Source organism: Shewanella sp. SM74, assembly GCF_025653725.1.
GTDB lineage: Bacteria > Pseudomonadota > Gammaproteobacteria > Enterobacterales > Shewanellaceae > Shewanella > Shewanella oncorhynchi.
Window position 1 is genome coordinate 17,805 of record NZ_JAKKRZ010000003.1, and the last position, 18,280, is coordinate 36,084.

Annotated in this window: 10 protein-coding genes and 1 riboswitch; of the genes, 5 read left to right on the forward strand and 5 right to left on the reverse strand. The window is 45.8% G+C overall.

Annotated elements, in window-relative coordinates; all coding sequences use genetic code 11:
• Positions 1-69: 69 nt before the first annotated feature.
• Positions 70-3,147 (reverse strand): transglycosylase domain-containing protein, encoded by a 3,078-nt coding sequence (locus L5M49_RS03985; protein ID WP_131523137.1) that lies wholly within the window; start codon positions 3,145-3,147, stop codon positions 70-72.
• Between the two features lie 369 nt (positions 3,148-3,516).
• Positions 3,517-4,113, reverse strand: a complete 597-nt coding sequence (locus L5M49_RS03990) for a thymidine kinase (RefSeq protein WP_028761119.1) — start codon at positions 4,111-4,113, stop codon at positions 3,517-3,519.
• A 541-nt stretch (positions 4,114-4,654) separates the two neighbouring features.
• On the opposite strand from L5M49_RS03990, the gene L5M49_RS03995 reads away from it, so the two are divergent.
• Positions 4,655-6,754 carry a multiheme c-type cytochrome gene (locus L5M49_RS03995; RefSeq protein WP_263265491.1) on the forward strand — a complete coding sequence of 700 codons (2,100 nt, stop codon included), beginning with the start codon at positions 4,655-4,657 and terminating at the stop codon, positions 6,752-6,754.
• A gap of 203 nt (positions 6,755-6,957) precedes the next feature.
• Positions 6,958-9,108, forward strand: coding sequence for a M3 family metallopeptidase (locus tag L5M49_RS04000; RefSeq protein WP_263265492.1), 2,151 nt, complete (start codon positions 6,958-6,960; stop codon positions 9,106-9,108).
• A gap of 145 nt (positions 9,109-9,253) precedes the next feature.
• Here L5M49_RS04000 and L5M49_RS04005 read toward each other — a convergent pair whose 3' ends face one another.
• From L5M49_RS04005 to L5M49_RS04015, 3 genes are all read right to left on the reverse strand, one after another.
• On the reverse strand, positions 9,254-10,822 hold the full coding sequence (locus L5M49_RS04005; protein WP_028761122.1) for a Na+/H+ antiporter NhaC family protein: 1,569 nt from the start codon (positions 10,820-10,822) through the stop codon (positions 9,254-9,256).
• A 79-nt stretch (positions 10,823-10,901) separates the two neighbouring features.
• Positions 10,902-11,098, reverse strand: a riboswitch (Lysine riboswitch).
• Between the two features lie 95 nt (positions 11,099-11,193).
• Complete coding sequence (locus tag L5M49_RS04010) at positions 11,194-12,120, reverse strand: electron transfer flavoprotein subunit alpha/FixB family protein (protein ID WP_263265493.1); 927 nt, start codon at positions 12,118-12,120, stop codon at positions 11,194-11,196.
• Complete coding sequence (locus L5M49_RS04015; RefSeq protein ID WP_220776697.1) at positions 12,121-12,870, reverse strand: electron transfer flavoprotein subunit beta/FixA family protein; 750 nt, start codon at positions 12,868-12,870, stop codon at positions 12,121-12,123.
• Between the two features lie 311 nt (positions 12,871-13,181).
• Here L5M49_RS04015 and L5M49_RS04020 point away from each other — a divergent pair, with 311 nt between their 5' ends.
• From L5M49_RS04020 to L5M49_RS04030, 3 genes are all read left to right on the forward strand, one after another.
• Positions 13,182-13,574 carry an H-NS family nucleoid-associated regulatory protein gene (locus tag L5M49_RS04020; RefSeq protein WP_006082339.1) on the forward strand — a complete coding sequence of 131 codons (393 nt, stop codon included), beginning with the start codon at positions 13,182-13,184 and terminating at the stop codon, positions 13,572-13,574.
• 215 nt (positions 13,575-13,789) lie between these two features.
• Entirely contained in the window at positions 13,790-16,879 is a 3,090-nt protein-coding gene (locus L5M49_RS04025; RefSeq protein ID WP_263265494.1) for an amidohydrolase family protein, read from the forward strand.
• Positions 16,879-18,225 carry an amidohydrolase family protein gene (locus tag L5M49_RS04030; protein ID WP_263265495.1) on the forward strand — a complete coding sequence of 449 codons (1,347 nt, stop codon included), beginning with the start codon at positions 16,879-16,881 and terminating at the stop codon, positions 18,223-18,225. Before L5M49_RS04025 ends, L5M49_RS04030 begins: the two co-directional genes overlap by 1 nt.
• Positions 18,226-18,280: the final 55 nt, after the last annotated feature.

An 18,280-nucleotide genomic window follows, 5' to 3' on the forward strand; every position in this document is an offset into this window, starting at 1 on the left:
TTAAAACGACAAAGAGTGTTCATCTGGAACACTCTTTGTCGTTGGCGTGGCACTTATTAATTCATGCCTTTATTCGTTCACCACACACATGCCCTGCTCGGTTTGTACATAGGGAGCTAAAATAGGCATCATGCCCTTCATCACCTGCAATGGCAGCGCCGAAGTAAAACTAAAATCATCAGATTTACTGCCGGGCACGAAGGCGGTCAAAGTACCGAAGTATTTGTCACCTAGATAAAACACGAAGGTCGCAGTGCGGTTCATCGCCGTAGTCGCCACTTTTTTACCTTGCTGCATCTGAGTCACAATACGGTTATCACCGGTGCCGGTTTTCCCGCCTATGGCTAACATGCCACCTTTTTCATCGGTAAAAATGCCCTTTAAACGACGTGCGGTGCCGTTTTGCACTACGTTCGCCAGCGCTGCTTTTAAGGCTTGTGCTACTTCATGGCGCATTACCCGCTCACCTTGGGTGTTCTGATTCTGCAATCTCACTTCATAGGGCGTATCTGCGGCGAAATGCAGCTGATTGATACGCACTGTGGGCAAACGATAGCCGTCGTTTTGAATAATGCCCATCAGCTCGGCTAAGGCTGCGGGTCGGTCACCCGAGCTACCCAGTGCTGAGCCTAAGGATGGCACCATAGAATCAAAGGGATAACCTAAACGCGCCCAACGTTGATGTATGTCAAGGAAGGCTTCAACTTCAAGCATCACTTGCACTCGTACGTCACGGGCGTTTTTATGCCGCGTCCTAAACAACCAACGGTAAACCTCTTGACGTTGTGCTTCACTCGCCTGCTTAACATCGTTCAAGTTGGCATCAGGATTATGATTAAGGTAATCCAGCACCCACAATTCCAAGGGATGCACCCGTGCGATATAGCCTTGATCTGGCAAATTATATTTATCCGGACCGTACTTGTTATATAAGCTCTTAATACGACCATCGGTATAGCTTACCTGTGGCAGTCTTTGCTTCAAGAAAGCCTTAAATGCCGCCATAGGTTCATCGGGCAGTAAATAGCGATACGCCGCCGTCAACTGCTGCTCCGACTGGGACAAACCGTCAAAAAACATGTCGAAACGCTCATTCGCAGCCACTTTTTTGTACTTGCGATAAAACTTAGTAACGAAGGTATTACCTTCTCTATCAGCAAATACCCGCAGATATTCGTCACGGCGCGGATCTTTATCATTACGCAGCAACTGGGCCATATTGCCCTCGTTTTGCATACTACTGCTGTAATTCACGATATCGCGCATGAGACGCACAAACGGCAAGTTAACCGAATCCTGCAGGGCTTGGTAAAGTGTTGGCGTTTTTAAATCTTCTGTTTTTTTAAAGTTATTAAACACATGCAACCCACCACCGGTAAAAAATTGTTCACTGGTTGAGGCCGAATATTCTCGCTGTAACGCCGCATCTAACATGCGGTCTAAACGTCTGTCGGGATTCAAAATCAAGTAATCAATCGCCCAACGGGTTAAATGATCCCTAGGTTCGATAATGATGGATTCCAATTCAATCCCATGTTTCTTGGAATACTTGTCGTGGATCTCGGCAATGATTTCTAAGTAGGTCGCCATCACCCGCAATTTAGCGGTTGAGCCCAATTCCAACTTGCTGCCCTCGTTAATATCAAAAGGCTGATCAGTACTATCCGTCTGCACTCTAACTCGGTTGGCGGTATCAGTGCGCTCATAAAGCGTAAAGCTATACAGCACGTTTTGCAGTTGGCTTGGGTCGAGTAACCGTTCGCCAAGCAGACCCACTTGCTCCGCGGTAGGCACTTGCGCCAGACTGCGTAAGTAGTGACTGACTTTCTGCTGTAAGTCACTGTGTAAGCTACTATTGACCGTCAAATCAAGCCTGTCTAAATCATACAGCCCCACATTTAACATGCCAGCGGTGCGAATGCGAACTGTGTTCACGCCCTTATCTGCGCCAGATTGGGTATTACGCTGCGGCTTGGCGACCTTAAACTGCAATTTCTGCGCGAGTGCAGCATCACGTAGACCACGATCAATCAAATAATACTGGCCGAGTAAACGGATATGGCTATCGACTAAGTTTTCAAGATCTTCATGACCTTGTAATAGATAGTAGGACGGACGACGTTGGGCGATCATCAAGGCAACCACTTGTCGGAATACTTGTCCGCGCTTGGTGGCATTACCTTTGATCTGCGGCGATGCTAACAGCTTGTTTGCAGTATCGAAATCGGTACCAAACCACGCCCACAGTCCATCACCAATACCATGAACTTCACCATGATTTGGCGCCGAAGATAATGGCACGGTATTCAGATAATCTTGAACGATGCGCTTACGAGCAGGTTCAGTGTTTTCACCTTGTTGGTACACGCGCACACTGGCCGAGCCAATTTGCAGTAACTTATCTTTAATACTCAAGGTTAAACCTTGGGAAGAATGGCGGAATTTCTCAATCTGAGTCGCGAGTGTACTGCCACCCGCGGTAGAGACATTCATACCAACCATTTCAGCAATTTGGCTCATGCCTGCCACCACAAAACGTGGCCAGTCGATCACCGGATTGAGTTTCTCTTCCGTCGTCCATAACTCGCGGTTTTCAATAAACAGTAAAGTATTAACGATTTCATTGGGGATCTTATCGTCGTCCTGATAAACCCGTTTAGGATAGGCAAATTCGTATAAATCAGTATTGCGGCAATCGAGCAGCGTCAACCCAGATTGAGCCTTTTCATGGTAAGGCGGAAAAAATCCAAGTTGAGCGTATTCCTGCAACGCTGGCGAAAACGCCACTTGTTGCGTTACCTGAAAATTCCGTTGCAATAACCTATCAATATACTGAGGTAACTTACTGTAGCCATGGCGCTCATCAAAAGGACCATAACTAGGATAAATAACCGCTTGGCTCGGTGAGCTTTCTAATTCATAGGTGAGCGTCTTAGCATATTGATTGATGAATTTTGCTTGGTAAAACGAAGTTTTAACCTCAAGTCCAATCAGCAATGCAGCGCAGCAAATCAGAATAAAAAATAAGAACCAGACCCTGCCCTTTGATCTGGCTTTACGCGGCGGCTTAACCTTAGCTTTAGGCTCAGGTTGTGGTGGACGAGGACGATAATTTTCGAACTTCATCTCTGATGTGGAATTAGGCAAAACAGCTCCAAAAAAACACTAAAATATTCATCTTTCATGCAACTCAGCAAATCCGTTGCCACTCAGTAAAGCAAGATATCAAACTCATCTAGCCATTATCCGGCTCTATTAATTAGTCTTAGTACCCATTATGTTCCACACTTTATCAAACCTAACTTCACTGTAAAGAAGGGTGCCTGTGACCCACAACCGCCACTAATCAATACTTATGTTAAGCTGATAGTACATTTTGCCAAATATTAATTTGTTGATATCAAGGTATTTTCAGCGATTAAGGCAACAGACAGTATGACTTAAAAACAAAACGAGCTAATTTAAGTCGCATAAAAAGAATGAGTCGCTCAATAATCACACGTGATTAACGAAGCCTCATCCCACATATTCATGCGCATCCCAGATAAATTCACGAAAATGCTTGCGACAGACAGACTCGTAACTTTCATTACCGCCAATCGCCACTTGCTCACCCTCGCGCATCACCTTGCCTTCACCATCAAGACGCACCACCATGTTAGCCTTACGGCCACAATGACAAATAGTCTTCAACTCAACTAATTTATCGGCCCAAGCTAATAAATAATGACTGCCGCTAAAAAGTTCGCCTTGAAAGTCCGTTCTTAGGCCATAGCAGAGTACAGGAATATCAATATTATCGACCACATGCGTCAGTTGCTTAACCTGTTCTTTACTCAAAAACTGACACTCATCCACCAGCACACAACTTAATGGCGTAGCTTGATGCACATCGCTAATCATTTGAGTTAAATCATCTTGGCTACTAAATACCTGTGCTTCGGTTTCAATGCCAATACGCGAGGCCACTTTACCTTTGCCATACCTGTCATCTATGGAGGCTGTCATGACCAAAGTATTCATACCGCGTTCACGGTAGTTATAGGATGACTGTAATAGGGAAGTGGATTTACCCGCGTTCATTGCCGAATAATAAAAATACAATTGAGCCAAGACTTATACCCTTTAAAAACGTTAGCGCTTACGCGTCTGCTACCAGAGCCAAATTGAGCGCTAGTCTAACATTGCGCTTCACATCAGAACACTAGCAGCCGCTAAGCTTTTATCATGAAATTCTGCAATGACACCAACTTATCAATCATTTTAATCCCCAATCGCCTCCTGAAATATTTCGAGTCCACTTCATTTAATACTCTTCCCTGCAAAAAACATAAAAAACGCCCCAATGCCGTTCAATTGTTAATGAAAGCTTAACTGAAACTTAAATGTTGTTTCATAAGGAAAAATTAGTAAAAGTTAAATTTAAAAAGTGCGATCTACCTCCAAAGTAATAGGTATAAATGGGCTTGCGCTCAAAAAATAAACATAGCGTTAACAGTAATATTTCATTCGAGACAAAACGTGCTCAATTAAAAAAAGAAAAGTATTCGATAGCTTGCAAATTGAGACCAACGGTCAAAGCACTAATCTACCCTGCAAACTTTAGTGCTCCACTCCGTCCTTTATTCGCATATTGGATCAAATGGAGATTATGATGAGAATTTTCACCTCTAGAAAACTGGCATATTTAGTTGCCTTAGCACTAACTGGCGCCCTTGTTGGCTGCGGCGATGATGGTAAAGATGGTGTAGATGGAGCACCAGGAACGCCCGGTATCCCTGGAACACCTGGTGAACCTGGAACACCCGGTGAGCCTGGAACACCGCCCCCTGTCACCAGTTCTACTATGACTAACGTCAAAGTGATCAACTATAGCTTTGGCGAAGGCAGTATCACTTACGAATTTGAAATTACAGATGAAAACAATAACCTAATCAACGGACTGTTAAATGCTCAAGCCAAAGTGGCGGCACTAACAGATAAAGGCTTCATCACTAACCGCACCGAAGCTGATAAAAATGGTGTTGCAGATAACGTCCATATTGGCGGTGAAGCAACTCAAGCAACCGTCGGCGCTGAATTGACCGCTTTAGCTGATGGTCATTACCAATTTAAAGTACCAATGAAAGGGGTTAATCCAAGCACTGAAGGTATTGTTTGGTTACGTGTCGGTGGTAATAATGGTATTGCGACCTCTAAACCTCTGGTCGTTAACAAACCTGAAGGCACCCATTCAACTACAACTGATAGTTGTTACTCTTGCCATATCGACTATTCAACAAGCCCTCGTCGTCATGCAAGCTATGTCGCTACCGGCATGGACAGCGAAGTCACCTTCGTGGAAGGCTGTTTAGTGTGTCACGGCTCAGTTAGCCGCGCAGTTGTCAATGCTGAAGGTTTCTCTACGGGTGGCTATGCGACAAACACCCTATCTAAAATTGGTCATATCAATCACCAAGATTTTACTAAAGACTTTTCAGTACAAAACTGTACATCTTGTCACGTTGAAGCACCTAAAAACATCAACGTAGCTGGACCCGGTTGTATTGATTGCCATGACAGTGGTGGCGTACCTGGGGCTATTATCCCAAGTAATGGTGCGGATCTGCGCATTATGCACGAAAGCAAAGCGGGTATAACCGAACGCCAAGCGATTCGCGCTAAGTATAAATTGAGTCTATCAACACCTGTTAAAGTAGATGATATTTCTACCAAGACAGACCACTATGCGCCAACAGGTGCTGCGGCTGCAGTAACCGCCCCAGGCTGGTGTACAACGCTGACAGTGAAAGACACCGATGGTAACGTCTTTAGCATTAAAGACAACTTTAACTATTCTAGCCCGCTAGTATATGACGCTAAGAAACCCGTAGTTTATGCGGGCGCTTATTTACATTCCTATGAAAATGGCAGCTTAGTGGGTCGCCCAGGTAACCGTACTAACTACTACTATGGTTACAACACTGACGGCACTAAAAATATCTGTCATTTACTGACGGATATCAGCGCAGTGAATGCTAACTATGTTTATTCTGCCCGCGTGACATTCAGTACCGCTGGTTGGATGGAATATGATGGTAAGCAACGCTACCAAAGTAATGGCAGCCTAAGAACGACAGGTTATGATGGTTCTATGGGCATATCCTTTACGGCTTACTCAGATGTCGTTAACCCTGTCACCACTCAAAAGGTCTCTGGCTTCGAACGTCGTGAGATTGCGAGTACTAACAGCTGTACTACTTGTCACAACGATGCCACTGCGTTCCACAAAAATGGTGCCTTCGATGAAGGTGGTAAAGCTTGTATCGCCTGCCATGACAACGGCATGGAACGTACTTCAGCAGCCTTAGGCGCAGGTTTTGGTCCTATGGTGCACAGCTGGCACTGGGGTAATGGCGCTAAAGTCGGTGAAGTTAAAGCTGATGGAACTCAAGCGCAAACCGCTAACGGTGCAGGCGCGATTGAAGCCTCTACTAGCTGCGTTGCCTGTCATGAAAAAGCGATTGATTTAAGCAAAGTGCCAAATCAATACATCGCTGAGCCAGGTAGCAAAATGACAAGCCCAGTCACCGCTAACTGTTATGCCTGCCACACTAGCGATTCAGCTAAGGCGCATATGGCAAGCAACGGTGGTGAAATCAGCATACCAAAGGTTGCTGACTGGTTTAAACAACCGACCTCTGAATCCTGTGCAGTATGTCATGACACAGGTAGAAGTTCTGGTATTGATAAATACCACAAGTTTACTCGCTAATTAATCATCTCATCATCGCGTGATTAAGAAGTAAGTAAAAAGCGGTACCTATTTTCCCTGCAAGGAAATAGCCAAAGGAGTCTCGCTAATGCGAGGCTCCTTTTTTACTTAGACATTCCCGATAACAAGCCATTTTCAGTCCTATTTAAGTTACTAACGTTACAGTCCTAAAAAAACAACAATTCAAAGGAAGTCACTCAATTATGCGTAAAAGTTTTATTGCCATCGCCATCGGCGCCACTCTCACCGCCGGATTCATGGCAGGTTGCAGCAGCACAGAAACTAAAGCACCTAACGTTATCTCGGTACCAACCCAAAACCCGCTGTTCCAAGCCAGTAACCTGCAATATCAAGCACCCGATTTTAGCCTCATAAAGAATGAGCACTTCTCGCCAGCCTTAGAGCAAGGCATGGCAGAGCAGTATCAAGAAATTCTCGCAATAGCCAATAATCCGGCAGCAGCAACCTTCGATAATACGATTGTGGCTATGGAGAAAAGCGGCGCCCTACTCAACCGTGCATCAAGCGTGTTTTATAATTTAGCAGGGTCAAACAGCAATCCAGAACTGCGTAAAATCCAAGGGGAAATGGCGCCAAAAATGGCGGCCCACTCAGATAATATCAACTTAAACCCAGCGCTATTTGCCCGTATCGAAGCCATCTATAACGACCGCACTAACTTAGGGTTAACCCCAGAAGCCGTGCGTTTGGTTGAGGTATATCACCAACGCTTTATCATGGCTGGCGCTAAACTTACCGATGAACAAAAAGTTAAAATCCGCGCGTTAAATGAAGAACAATCAACACTAACGAATGAGTTCTCTCAGCGTTTATTACGCTTAACCAAAGAAATCGCCGTTGTGGTGGATTCAAAAAATGAACTTGCTGGATTAACCGACGGTGAAATCACTTCAGCCGCGAACGATGCCAAGGCGGCAGGTCACGATGGCAAGTATCTGATTAACATCACCAACACCACTCGCCAACCTGTGTTGGCATCACTGGAAAACCGTGAGCTACGCCAGCGTATTTGGGAAGCCTCAGCGAACCGTGGCTTAACTGGTGAAAACGAAACTGCGTCACTCGTATCTCGTTTAGCGAAACTCAGAGCCGAGCGCGCAACACTATTAGGCTATGAAAACTGGGCAAGTTATCGATTAGCACCGCAAATGGCCAAAACACCCGAAGCGGTTTACAGCATGTTTGGCTCAATGGTGCCTGCGGTAGTTGCTAACACAGAGAAAGAAGCGGCCGACATTCAAGCCATGATCACTAAAACCGGTGGGCAATTTGAACTGGCACCGTGGGACTGGGAGTTTTACGCAGAAAAAGTCCGCCAAGAAAAATACGCTCTCGATGCCAATAGCATTCGCCCATACTTCGAATTTAACCGCGTGCTCGAAGACGGCGTATTCTACACACTCAAAGAACTCTATGGCGTCACCTTAAAACCACGCCCAGATTTACCGGTTTACCATCCCGATGTGAAAGCCTACGAAATGTTTGATGCCGATGGCTCAAGCATGGCCATTTTCTACGCCGACTATTTTGCCCGTGAAGGTAAACGTGGTGGCGCTTGGATGAGTTCGTTCGTCGGTCAATCCTTCCTCGAAGGCACTAAACCTGTGGTCGTCAACGTGATGAACATAAAGAAAGCGCCCGAAGGTCAACCCACATTCGTCAGCTATAACGAAGTCACCACTATGTTCCATGAAATGGGTCACGGCACCCACGGCATGTTCTCTAAAGTGACTTATCCAAGTCTGGCGGGCACCTCGGTTTCACGCGACTTTGTCGAATTCCCATCGACGTTTGAAGAAGATTGGGCCGCCCATCCAAAAGTGTTAGCGAACTACGCGAAACACTACGAAACGGGCAAAACCATTCCCGATGAACTGCTGCAAAAACTGCTGAAATCAGGCAGCTTCAACCAAGGCTTTGACACTCTGGAATACATGGCCGCCGCATTAGTAGACATGGAATGGCATTCATTAAGCCCAGATACGCCGTTGCAAGATGTACCAACCTTTGAATCCAATGCCTTGAAAAAGCACGGCTTAAACATTAGTGCCGTACCTCCGCGTTATAAGTCGACCTATTTTGCCCACGCCTTCCCCGGCGGTTACTCGGCAAGTTATTACGCTTATATGTGGAGTGAGATTTTAGCGGCGGATGCGTTTGCCTATGTACAAACCCAAGGCGGGCTCAATCGTGAAATCGGCATGAAGTACCGCAAAACGATTCGTGAAGTGGGTAATAGCATAGCGCCAATGGACGCCTACAAAAACTTCCGCGGACAAGAGCCAACCACAGAAGGCTTACTTAAACGCCGCGGTCTAGATCAAGCACGCTAAGCTAAGAGTCGATAGCCTTAATGCGATAGGCTAGAGATAAAGACAAACTCAGCCTTAACCAAAAAAAATCAGCCAGCATAATGCTGGCTGATTTATTTTGACTTATTTGTCGTGAACGTTTGCAGTGAAAGGTTTCAATTAACGTCTAGCTAATTGCGCCTTTAGATTTGATTTTAAGTACGATAATACTGATCACAAATGCCACACTACAAGCCACTAAACCCGCGACAACAGACTCGGTAAATCCAAGTGCCACATAACCCACTAAGCTAATAAACGCCGCAATGAGTGCATAAGGTAGCTGAGTCACCACATGGTCGATGTGGTGGCAACTGGCGCCCGTAGACGACAAGATAGTCGTGTCGGAAATTGGCGAGCAATGATCGCCAAATACAGCCCCCGCCAGCACAGAGGCAAGCATAGGCAACATCATGCCAGTGTGACTTCCCATCGCCATATCAGCAGCAATCGGCAACATGATCCCGAACGTACCCCAGCTAGTACCAGTTGAGAACGCAGTAATACCTGCTAGCACAAACATTAAGGCGGGTAAAAACGCGAACGGAATATTTCCTGTTGCTAAACTCGCCATAAACTTACCGGTTTCGAGTTGGCCAATCACACCTGCGATTGTCCAAGCAAATAACAGGATGTAAATCGCCGGCAGCATAGAGCGAGCGCCCTGCACTATACCTTTGACTATCATCAATTTCTCAACGCCTTGCACTAAATTCAATATCAGCGAGACCGCTAGACCAATTAATGCACCAAAGAAAAGTGATGAACTGACATCGGTTTTCTCAAAAGCAGAAATAATATTAAATTCAATCCCTTCCGCCGCGAGTACTTGAGCGCCACTGTTAATCATAAAATAGAGGGTTGCAAATACCAACACGGTAATCGGCAGGAACAGACCTAAAATCTTACCAGTTTCGGCTTCAGGTAAATCCGCGTTCGCCCCAGGCGGTAATCCTTTAGACTCATCGTATAAATTACCACGTTGGGCATTGAGCTCATGCTCACGCATTGGCCCAACATCTAGTCCCATAAAGACAACAAAAAGTAATAATAACAAGGAGAAGATTGCGTAAAAGTTCATCGGGATCATTTGAATAAAAATACTCAAATGACCCGTATCAGCAAAACCATGGGCAGTTAATATCCCGCCAATGAGTGCGATAATATAAGCACCCCAGCTCGAAACTGGAGAAATAACGCACACAGGCGCGGCAGTAGAATCTAATAAATAAGCTAACTTAGCGCGGGAAACATAATAACGATCGGTAACAGGTCGAGCGACCGAACCAACAACTAAACTATTGAAATAATCATCAATAAAAACTACGCAACCTAAAAACATGGTCAATAGTTTAGCGTCACGTTTATTACGTATATGTAAACGAGCCCAATCGGCAAAAGCCCGCGCGCTGCCACTTACGGTAATTAACGCTGTGATCATTCCCAATACAATTAAGAAACCGAGAATATATAAGTTCCACGAATTTAGACCTTTATCAGTCCAAAAAAGCCCTTTAACGCCATTAAATACAAACTCACCCGTTGCTAAAGGTGAAAATTGATTGAGCAATAAAGCACCAATTAAAATACCTAACCCCAAAGAAAGCAGTACACGGCGAGTCAATATCGCCAACACGATAGCCACCGCAGGCGGCAACAAGGAAAGTGCCGAATCGGCATAATTCATAACAGTCATTGATTATTATCTTCGTTAAATACGAATGGAGGGCGACTGAACTGGTGGGAAAAGGCAATAGATACCCAAGGTCACCTGTCCTATCAGTAGCGCTCCATAGTAACTATTCCCAATATCCATATCGGAAAATACTATGGCAGTGCTGCACCTATTAGGTACAACCCCAGCAGTCGATCGTGATAAATCGAACCACTTCGGCACCAAATCCTTTCGCAATCGATCAACGGAATCACCCTACTGATCACTACTAATATTTGGCGCGCCTCTACTTCTAAGAACGCCCGTACGCGGGCGTGAGGCACATAAAAACATAAGCGGCTTAGCAGATGCTACCGCAAAACCACTTAATGTGACCTAGATCACAGATTAAATCAACCGAGACTTGTAATCAGCTCAGGAACCGCCTCAAACAGATCAGCAACGAGTCCATAATCGGCAACTTGGAAAATAGGCGCTTCCGCGTCTTTGTTGATAGCAACGATAACTTTAGCGTCTTTCATGCCGGCTAAATGCTGAATCGCGCCAGAAATACCGACGGCAATATACAAGTTTGGCGCAACGATTTTACCGGTTTGACCCACTTGTAAATCGTTAGGCACAAAACCTGCGTCAACTGCAGCGCGTGATGCGCCAACGGCTGCACCGAGCTTGTCAGCAAGTTGCTCTAACATGCCGAAGTTTTCACCACTGCCCATGCCTCGGCCACCAGATACGATAATGCCAGCATTACCTAATTCTGGACGGGCTGATACCGTCAAGGATTGAGAAACAAACTGAGTTCTCGCTTCAAACACTTTATCGAGTGTCGTCACAGCCGCGCTGTTACCTTCTGGCGCAGCATCAAAGGCACTGGCGCGTACTGTCATCACTTTGATGGCATCATGGCTTTGCACTGTCGCTAAGGCGTTACCCGCATACACAGGGCGCACAAAGGTGTCAGCATTGACGACGGTAATGACTTCAGAGATTTGCGCAACATCTAATAATGCCGCCACACGCGGAAGCGTGTCCTTACCTAAGCTCGAAGCAGAAGCCAGAATGTGGCCATAGTTTGGCGCTAAGTCCACCAGCAATTTGGCAAAATTTTCCGCTAAATGCGCTTCATACACGCTGGCATCGGCAACGAGCACTTGGCTAACGCCTTGTAGCGCTTGTGCAGCTTGGACAACCGCGCCACATTCGTGACCCGCAACCAGTACATGCACTTCATCGCCAATGGCGCGAGCGGCAGTGACGATTTTTGCCGTATCAAGTTTTAGTGCGGCATTATCATGTTCAGCTAATACTAAAATGGCCATTTAGATCACCTTCGCTTCATTTTTTAACTTTTCAACTAGCTCAGCTACCGACGCTACCATTATGCCTGCTTTACGTTCTGCTGGCGGAGTGACCTTCACAACCGTTTGGTGACTCTTTAACGTCACGCCCAAATCAGCGACAGTAAAGACTTCTAATGGCTTACGCTTGGCTTTCATTATGTTAGGTAGTGAAGCGTAACGGGGTTCGTTCAAACGTAGATCAGCGGTCACGACAGCAGGTAAAGGCAGCTTGAGAGTTTGCATGCCGCCGTCAATTTCACGGGTGACTTGTAATGTATTCGCTTCTAATTTGATTTCTGAAGCAAAGGTCGCCTGTGGCATATCCATTAACGCGGCAAACATTTGGCCAGTTTGGTTATTATCACCATCGATAGATTGCTTACCAAAAATCACCAGTTCAGCTTGTTCTTTGTCTTGTACCGCTTTAAGCAATTTGGCGATAGATACTGGCACCAGTTCATCTTCAGTATCGATATGGATCGCACGGTCTGCACCTAATGCGAGCGCAGTACGTAATTGTTCTTGAACGGCTTTATTACCAATACTGACAACAACCACTTCAGTAGCGCTACCCGCTTCTTTTAAACGAACCGCTTCTTCTACTGCGATTTCACAAAAAGGGTTCAACGCCATTTTTAGGTTTGCGGTGTCAACACTTGTATTGTCAGCTTTGACCCTGACCTTCACATTGGCATCAACAACGCGCTTAACGGGCACCAATACTTTCATAGGGTTTCCTTCCTACACTTTCATGTACATGGACAAAACATTGGTTAATACCAATGCAGGATAGAGCAACTTTACGTCCTGTTAACGTTAACGTCAACCAAAGTCAAACGCCTGTTTGCATTTTTTAATCCTCAACAACGGCTACTTTTTTGAACACTTATTTGAGGAAATAAGAAAAGTTCAAAATATAAATAATATTTAATTTACTTAAAATGCATAATTTTATTTGATTCGAGCTATATTAGTTTCTATCATTTAGGTGTTGTTCACCATTATCCTGTATTAAAAATTAGAGTGGGACGAAAATAGATATGAGCGAATTTTTAGAGATATTAACTCACGGCCGTCGTTTTAAAGCAGCAGTTAAAGAACTTAGCGTTGAAGAGTTACGTGATTTAGCCGACAAATTAGATAAAATTTTAGTAGAACGCGAGTCTATGGCTGAGGAAGAAGAACAAGCCATGGCAGCTCGTAATGCTAAGATTGAAGAAATCCGTCAACAAATGGAAGCCGTTGGTTTATCCATTGATGACTTAGGTGGCGTAGCTGTTAAAGCAACCGCGAAAAAACGCGCTCCTCGTCCAGCTAAATACCAAATCGAAGTTGACGGTGAAATGGTTCAATGGACTGGCCAAGGCCGTATGCCAACCGTATTTAAGAACGAGATCAACAAAGGTCGTTCTATGGAAGATTTCTTAATCTAATCCAATTCGGTGTGGCGGTTCGAGTAACCAACACACATTTGCATAAAAGCTCGCATTCATTGCGAGCTTTTTTATATCCATTATTGGCTGCAATCTAAAACGACAAGCGTAAATCCCACGCCTCATTCCCGCTCAAATTGCGTTACAATTCAACCTTAGTATTTACATCTGCTTTCAGTTACTCTTTATTCACCCTCACTCGATTGAATAAAATAATGCAGATAAACAATAAGATAATTATAAGCTGCAGCATAATCGCTAGCTTAGTCTCACCGACCACATATGCCCAAATCAATACAGGGACAACCTCCAATAAACTCACGGCTTTTACCCATGCTGAATTAATCATTGCGCCGGGTAAGCGTTTAAGCGATGCCACTTTATTGGTTGAAAATAATCGAATTAAAGCCATTATTGAGCACGGTGACATTCCAGCTGGCGCATTTAAAATCGATTTGAATGGTTATACTATTTACCCTGGATTTATCGATCCTTTCACCGATTATGGGATTGAGTTCGAATATCCAAAACTTGGGCTCACTCGTCCTGTCTACGATATTAAACGTATAGGTGGCAATGCAGACAATGGCGCAATTCATTCTGAAAAAGAATGGTTTAATTACGTTTATCCCAATAAAGAACGCGCGAAAGAGTGGATCAATAATGGCTTTACGAGTGTGCAAAGTAGCAAACTCGACGGAATCTTCCGAGGGACGGCTGTTAGCCTGTCATTAGCAGACAAAACCACCAACGAAGTGATTTATCGTGCCCGTAGTCAACCTTTTATGGCATTTGATAAAGGCTCATCTGAACAAGATTATCCCTCATCATTAATGGGCAGTATTGCGCTTATTAGACAAACCTTTGCCGACGCCAATTGGTATAACCAAAATAAAAACAAATCTGCCAATGGCGCAATAAACAATCAAGTCGAATTTAATATCGCCTTTGAGCGCTTAGATAATTTGGCCGATAAGCAAATTATCTTTGAAACCAAAAATCTCAACGATCAATTACGTGCCGCCCATTTACTCAAAGAACATAAATTGCCAGCCAATCTACTCGGTAATGGTCAAGAATACTCACGCATCAATGAGTTAAAGGCGCTGAACTACCCGTTAATCTTACCTTTAAACTATCCACAAGCACCTGATGTCGGGACAGATGATGCCGATCGCGAAGTATCACTGGCGGATTTAAGACAGTGGGAACGTGCGCCAACCAATCCAGCAGAAGTTGCCAAAGCGGGTATTCCCTTCGCACTAACACAATTTGGTATTAAGACAGATGCCTTCTGGCCGCGACTGCGCCAAGCCATTGCCCAAGGTTTAACTGAAGAGCAAGCCTTAGCCGCACTGACCACCCAAGCCGCCGAGATGACAGGCACCGCAGATTTTACCGGCAAACTCGCACCCGGTTACATGGCAGACTTTGTTATCACTAAAGGCAATATCTTTAAAGATGGCCAGATCTACAGTGTTTGGTTGCAAGGTCAGCAGCAAAGTCTTCGCTCACTGCCCCAAGCAAGATTACTGGGGGATTACCAATTAAGCCTCAATAACCTCACACTGGATTTATCGCTGCAAGATGCGAGCAAAGGTGATAAACCCAAAATCCAAGGCAGCTTAAGCAGTGGCGAACAAAGTATCGCGCTCACCCAACTTAAGTTAGATGATGACGGTCGATTAAGCTTTACTGCCGATTTGAGCGCCGCAGGCATCAATGGCCTTAGCCGCTTTACGCTGTGGATGGCCGATGACGGTATTCAAGGTCGAATAGTCGATGCTAAGAGTCGCACCACAAATGTTGCCGGTATTGCGATAGCGCAAACTGCAGCGGTTGATAATACCACTCAAGATGACCATCAAGCGCCCAAGGAGGAAGCCAACACGAGTCTAGTGAGTCACCTCACCTTCCCTAACGTCGCTTATGGACTGAGCGAAGCGCCTAAGGTTGAGAAGCTGCACATAAAAAATGCCACCCTGTGGACATCGGATAAGCAAGGCATTCTCGAACATGCAGATCTCTTGATGGCCAATGGCCGCATCGAAAAAATTGGCCAGCAACTCAGTACGCCTTCTGGCTATCAAGTCCTCGATGCAACGGGTAAACATCTTACTGCGGGCATTATTGATGAACACTCGCATATCGCCATAAATGGCGGCACCAACGAAGGCACGGATGCTGTGACCTCTGAGGTGCGGATTGGTGATGTGATTAATCCCGACGATATTTCAATCTATCGTGCCTTAGCGGGCGGTGTCACCAGCGCACAAATTCTGCACGGCAGCGCCAATCCTATTGGCGGCCAATCGCAACTGATCAAAATGAAATGGGGCGAAACGGCCGAGCAGCTTAAATTTGCTAACGCGCCCGCCAGTATCAAGTTCGCGCTTGGTGAAAACGTTAAGCAGAGCAACTGGGGAGAGAAATTTGTACAACGCTTCCCGCAAACGCGTATGGGAGTCAAAGCGTTATTTGAAGAGACCTTCGATGCCGCCATCGCCTATGAAAAGGCGTTAAAAGCCTATGATGACCTGCGCTCCAGCGATAAGAAAAAAACCGTTGCACCGCGCCCAAGTTACCGTCTGCAAGCAGTGGCCGAAGTATTAAATCAGCAGCGTGATGTGCACATTCATTCCTATGTGCAGTCAGAAATCCTGATGTTTATCCGCTTAGCCGAGGCTTATCACTTTAAAGTGCAAACCTTTACCCATGTGCTCGAAGGTTACAAAGTGGCGAGTGAACTGGCCGCCCATGGCGCTGGCGCCTCGACCTTTGCCGATTGGTGGGCCTATAAGTTTGAGGTGTACGACGCGATTCCGCAAAACGCTTGCCTGATGCAAAACAAAGGCGTGACCACCAGCATAAACTCAGACGACTATGAAATGCAGCGCAGACTCAACCAAGAAGCGGCTAAGTCTATGATGTATTGCAATATGTCGAAGGAAGATGCTTGGAACATGGTCACTATTAATCCGGCCAAGCAATTAAGAGTCGATGAATTTGTGGGTTCACTCACCCCAGGAAAAATGGCCGATATCGTGCTGTGGAACGCAGAGCCATTGTCGATTTACGCCAAAGTGACGCAGGCATGGGTTGAAGGAAAACGCTATTTTGACCGCGATCAAGACCAAGTCGCCCAGCAAGCAGTAGTCAACGAGCGCGCCGCACTTATCCAAAAAATTCTCAGCAGTGATGACCAAACTAAAGCGGGTGAAAAAGTCACGCCACTCAACGAGCCACAGTGGCACTGCGACACTCACTATCAGGCATGGGGCCACGCTCATGAGGGAGACAAATAATGCAACATTTATCTAAAACCGTTTTGTTTGTGGCGATACTGGGCGCGATTTGCACCACGCTGGCCCCAGCGATGGCCAATGATATCGTACCTACGCCTAAACAAAGCCGCAGCGTACTGATTAAAAACGCCACTGTGCACACAGTCACTCAAGGCGTGCTCAGCAACACAGACGTCTTAATTGAAAATGGCAAGATCACGGCCGTTGGACCTCAACTGACCAGCCAAATCAACAATGCAACCGCAGAAACCAGTAACACTCAAATCATCGATGCCAGCGGTAAACACTTATATCCGGGCTTAATCGCCCTAGACACCAGTTTAGGCTTAGTCGAAATTGAAATGAGCCGCCCAACGGTTGATAACGCCGAGGTAGGTTATATCAATCCGCAGATCAGCACGGCCACAGCTTACAATGCGGATTCGGAGCTCATCCCGACCATACGTTACAACGGCATTACCCACGCACAAATCGTCCCGAGCGGTGATGGGTTAGCTGGACAATCGGTACTGGTGGATCTCGATGCATGGACGATTGAAGATGCGATGACACCAAGTGCTGGACAGTTCCATGTCTATTGGCCGCAAATCAAACGCATGCCAGAAGATGAAAAAGAGAAAGCCAAGGCCATCGAGAAAAATCAGCAGGCAATCGACAAGCTCAATATCGCCTTTGAAGATGGCTATCGCTATTTCTTAAGTGATAAGGCCAACGGTAAAGACAAAAACCAGGATGAAGATCTACAGTCCGCGACCAACAACCTGCGCTGGCAGGCTATGCTGCCGCTATACCAAGGCAAAGCGACACTGTTTGCCCATGCCGACAGTGTTGGCCAAATTGAGCAAGTGATCGCCTTGACGAAAAAATACCAATTCAAACTGGTAATTGTCGGCGGATACGATGCATGGCGTTTGGACTCAAGCCTAAGGGAAGTTAAAGCTGGGGTCATTTACCCTCATACCTTGAGTCTCCCTAAACGTAAAGATGAGCCAGTCGATTTACCCTTTAAGATCCCATCTTTACTCGCCAATGCAGGTATTCCCTTCGCCCTTGGGTTCTCATCGGACTGGAATAGCCGTAACCTCCCCTACGCCGCAGGCTACAGCGCCGCCTATGGTTTAACGCCTGAACAAGCACTTAAGTCCATCACCTTAGATGCCGCAAAACTGTTAGGTGTGGAGGATTTAGGTGCGATAGCGGTGGGATACCAAGGCAGTGTCGTGCTGTCCGAAGGGGACATTCTCGACCCTATGACCAATAAAATTGAGGCTATCTGGATTGAAGGGCGGCAGATAGATCTGAATAATCGCCATCAGCAGCTTTATCAAAAGTACCTTAAGCGGTAGAATTTACTCAGATAATAATATCGCATCGGCGCAGCCTACCAAGGCTGCGCAGTTT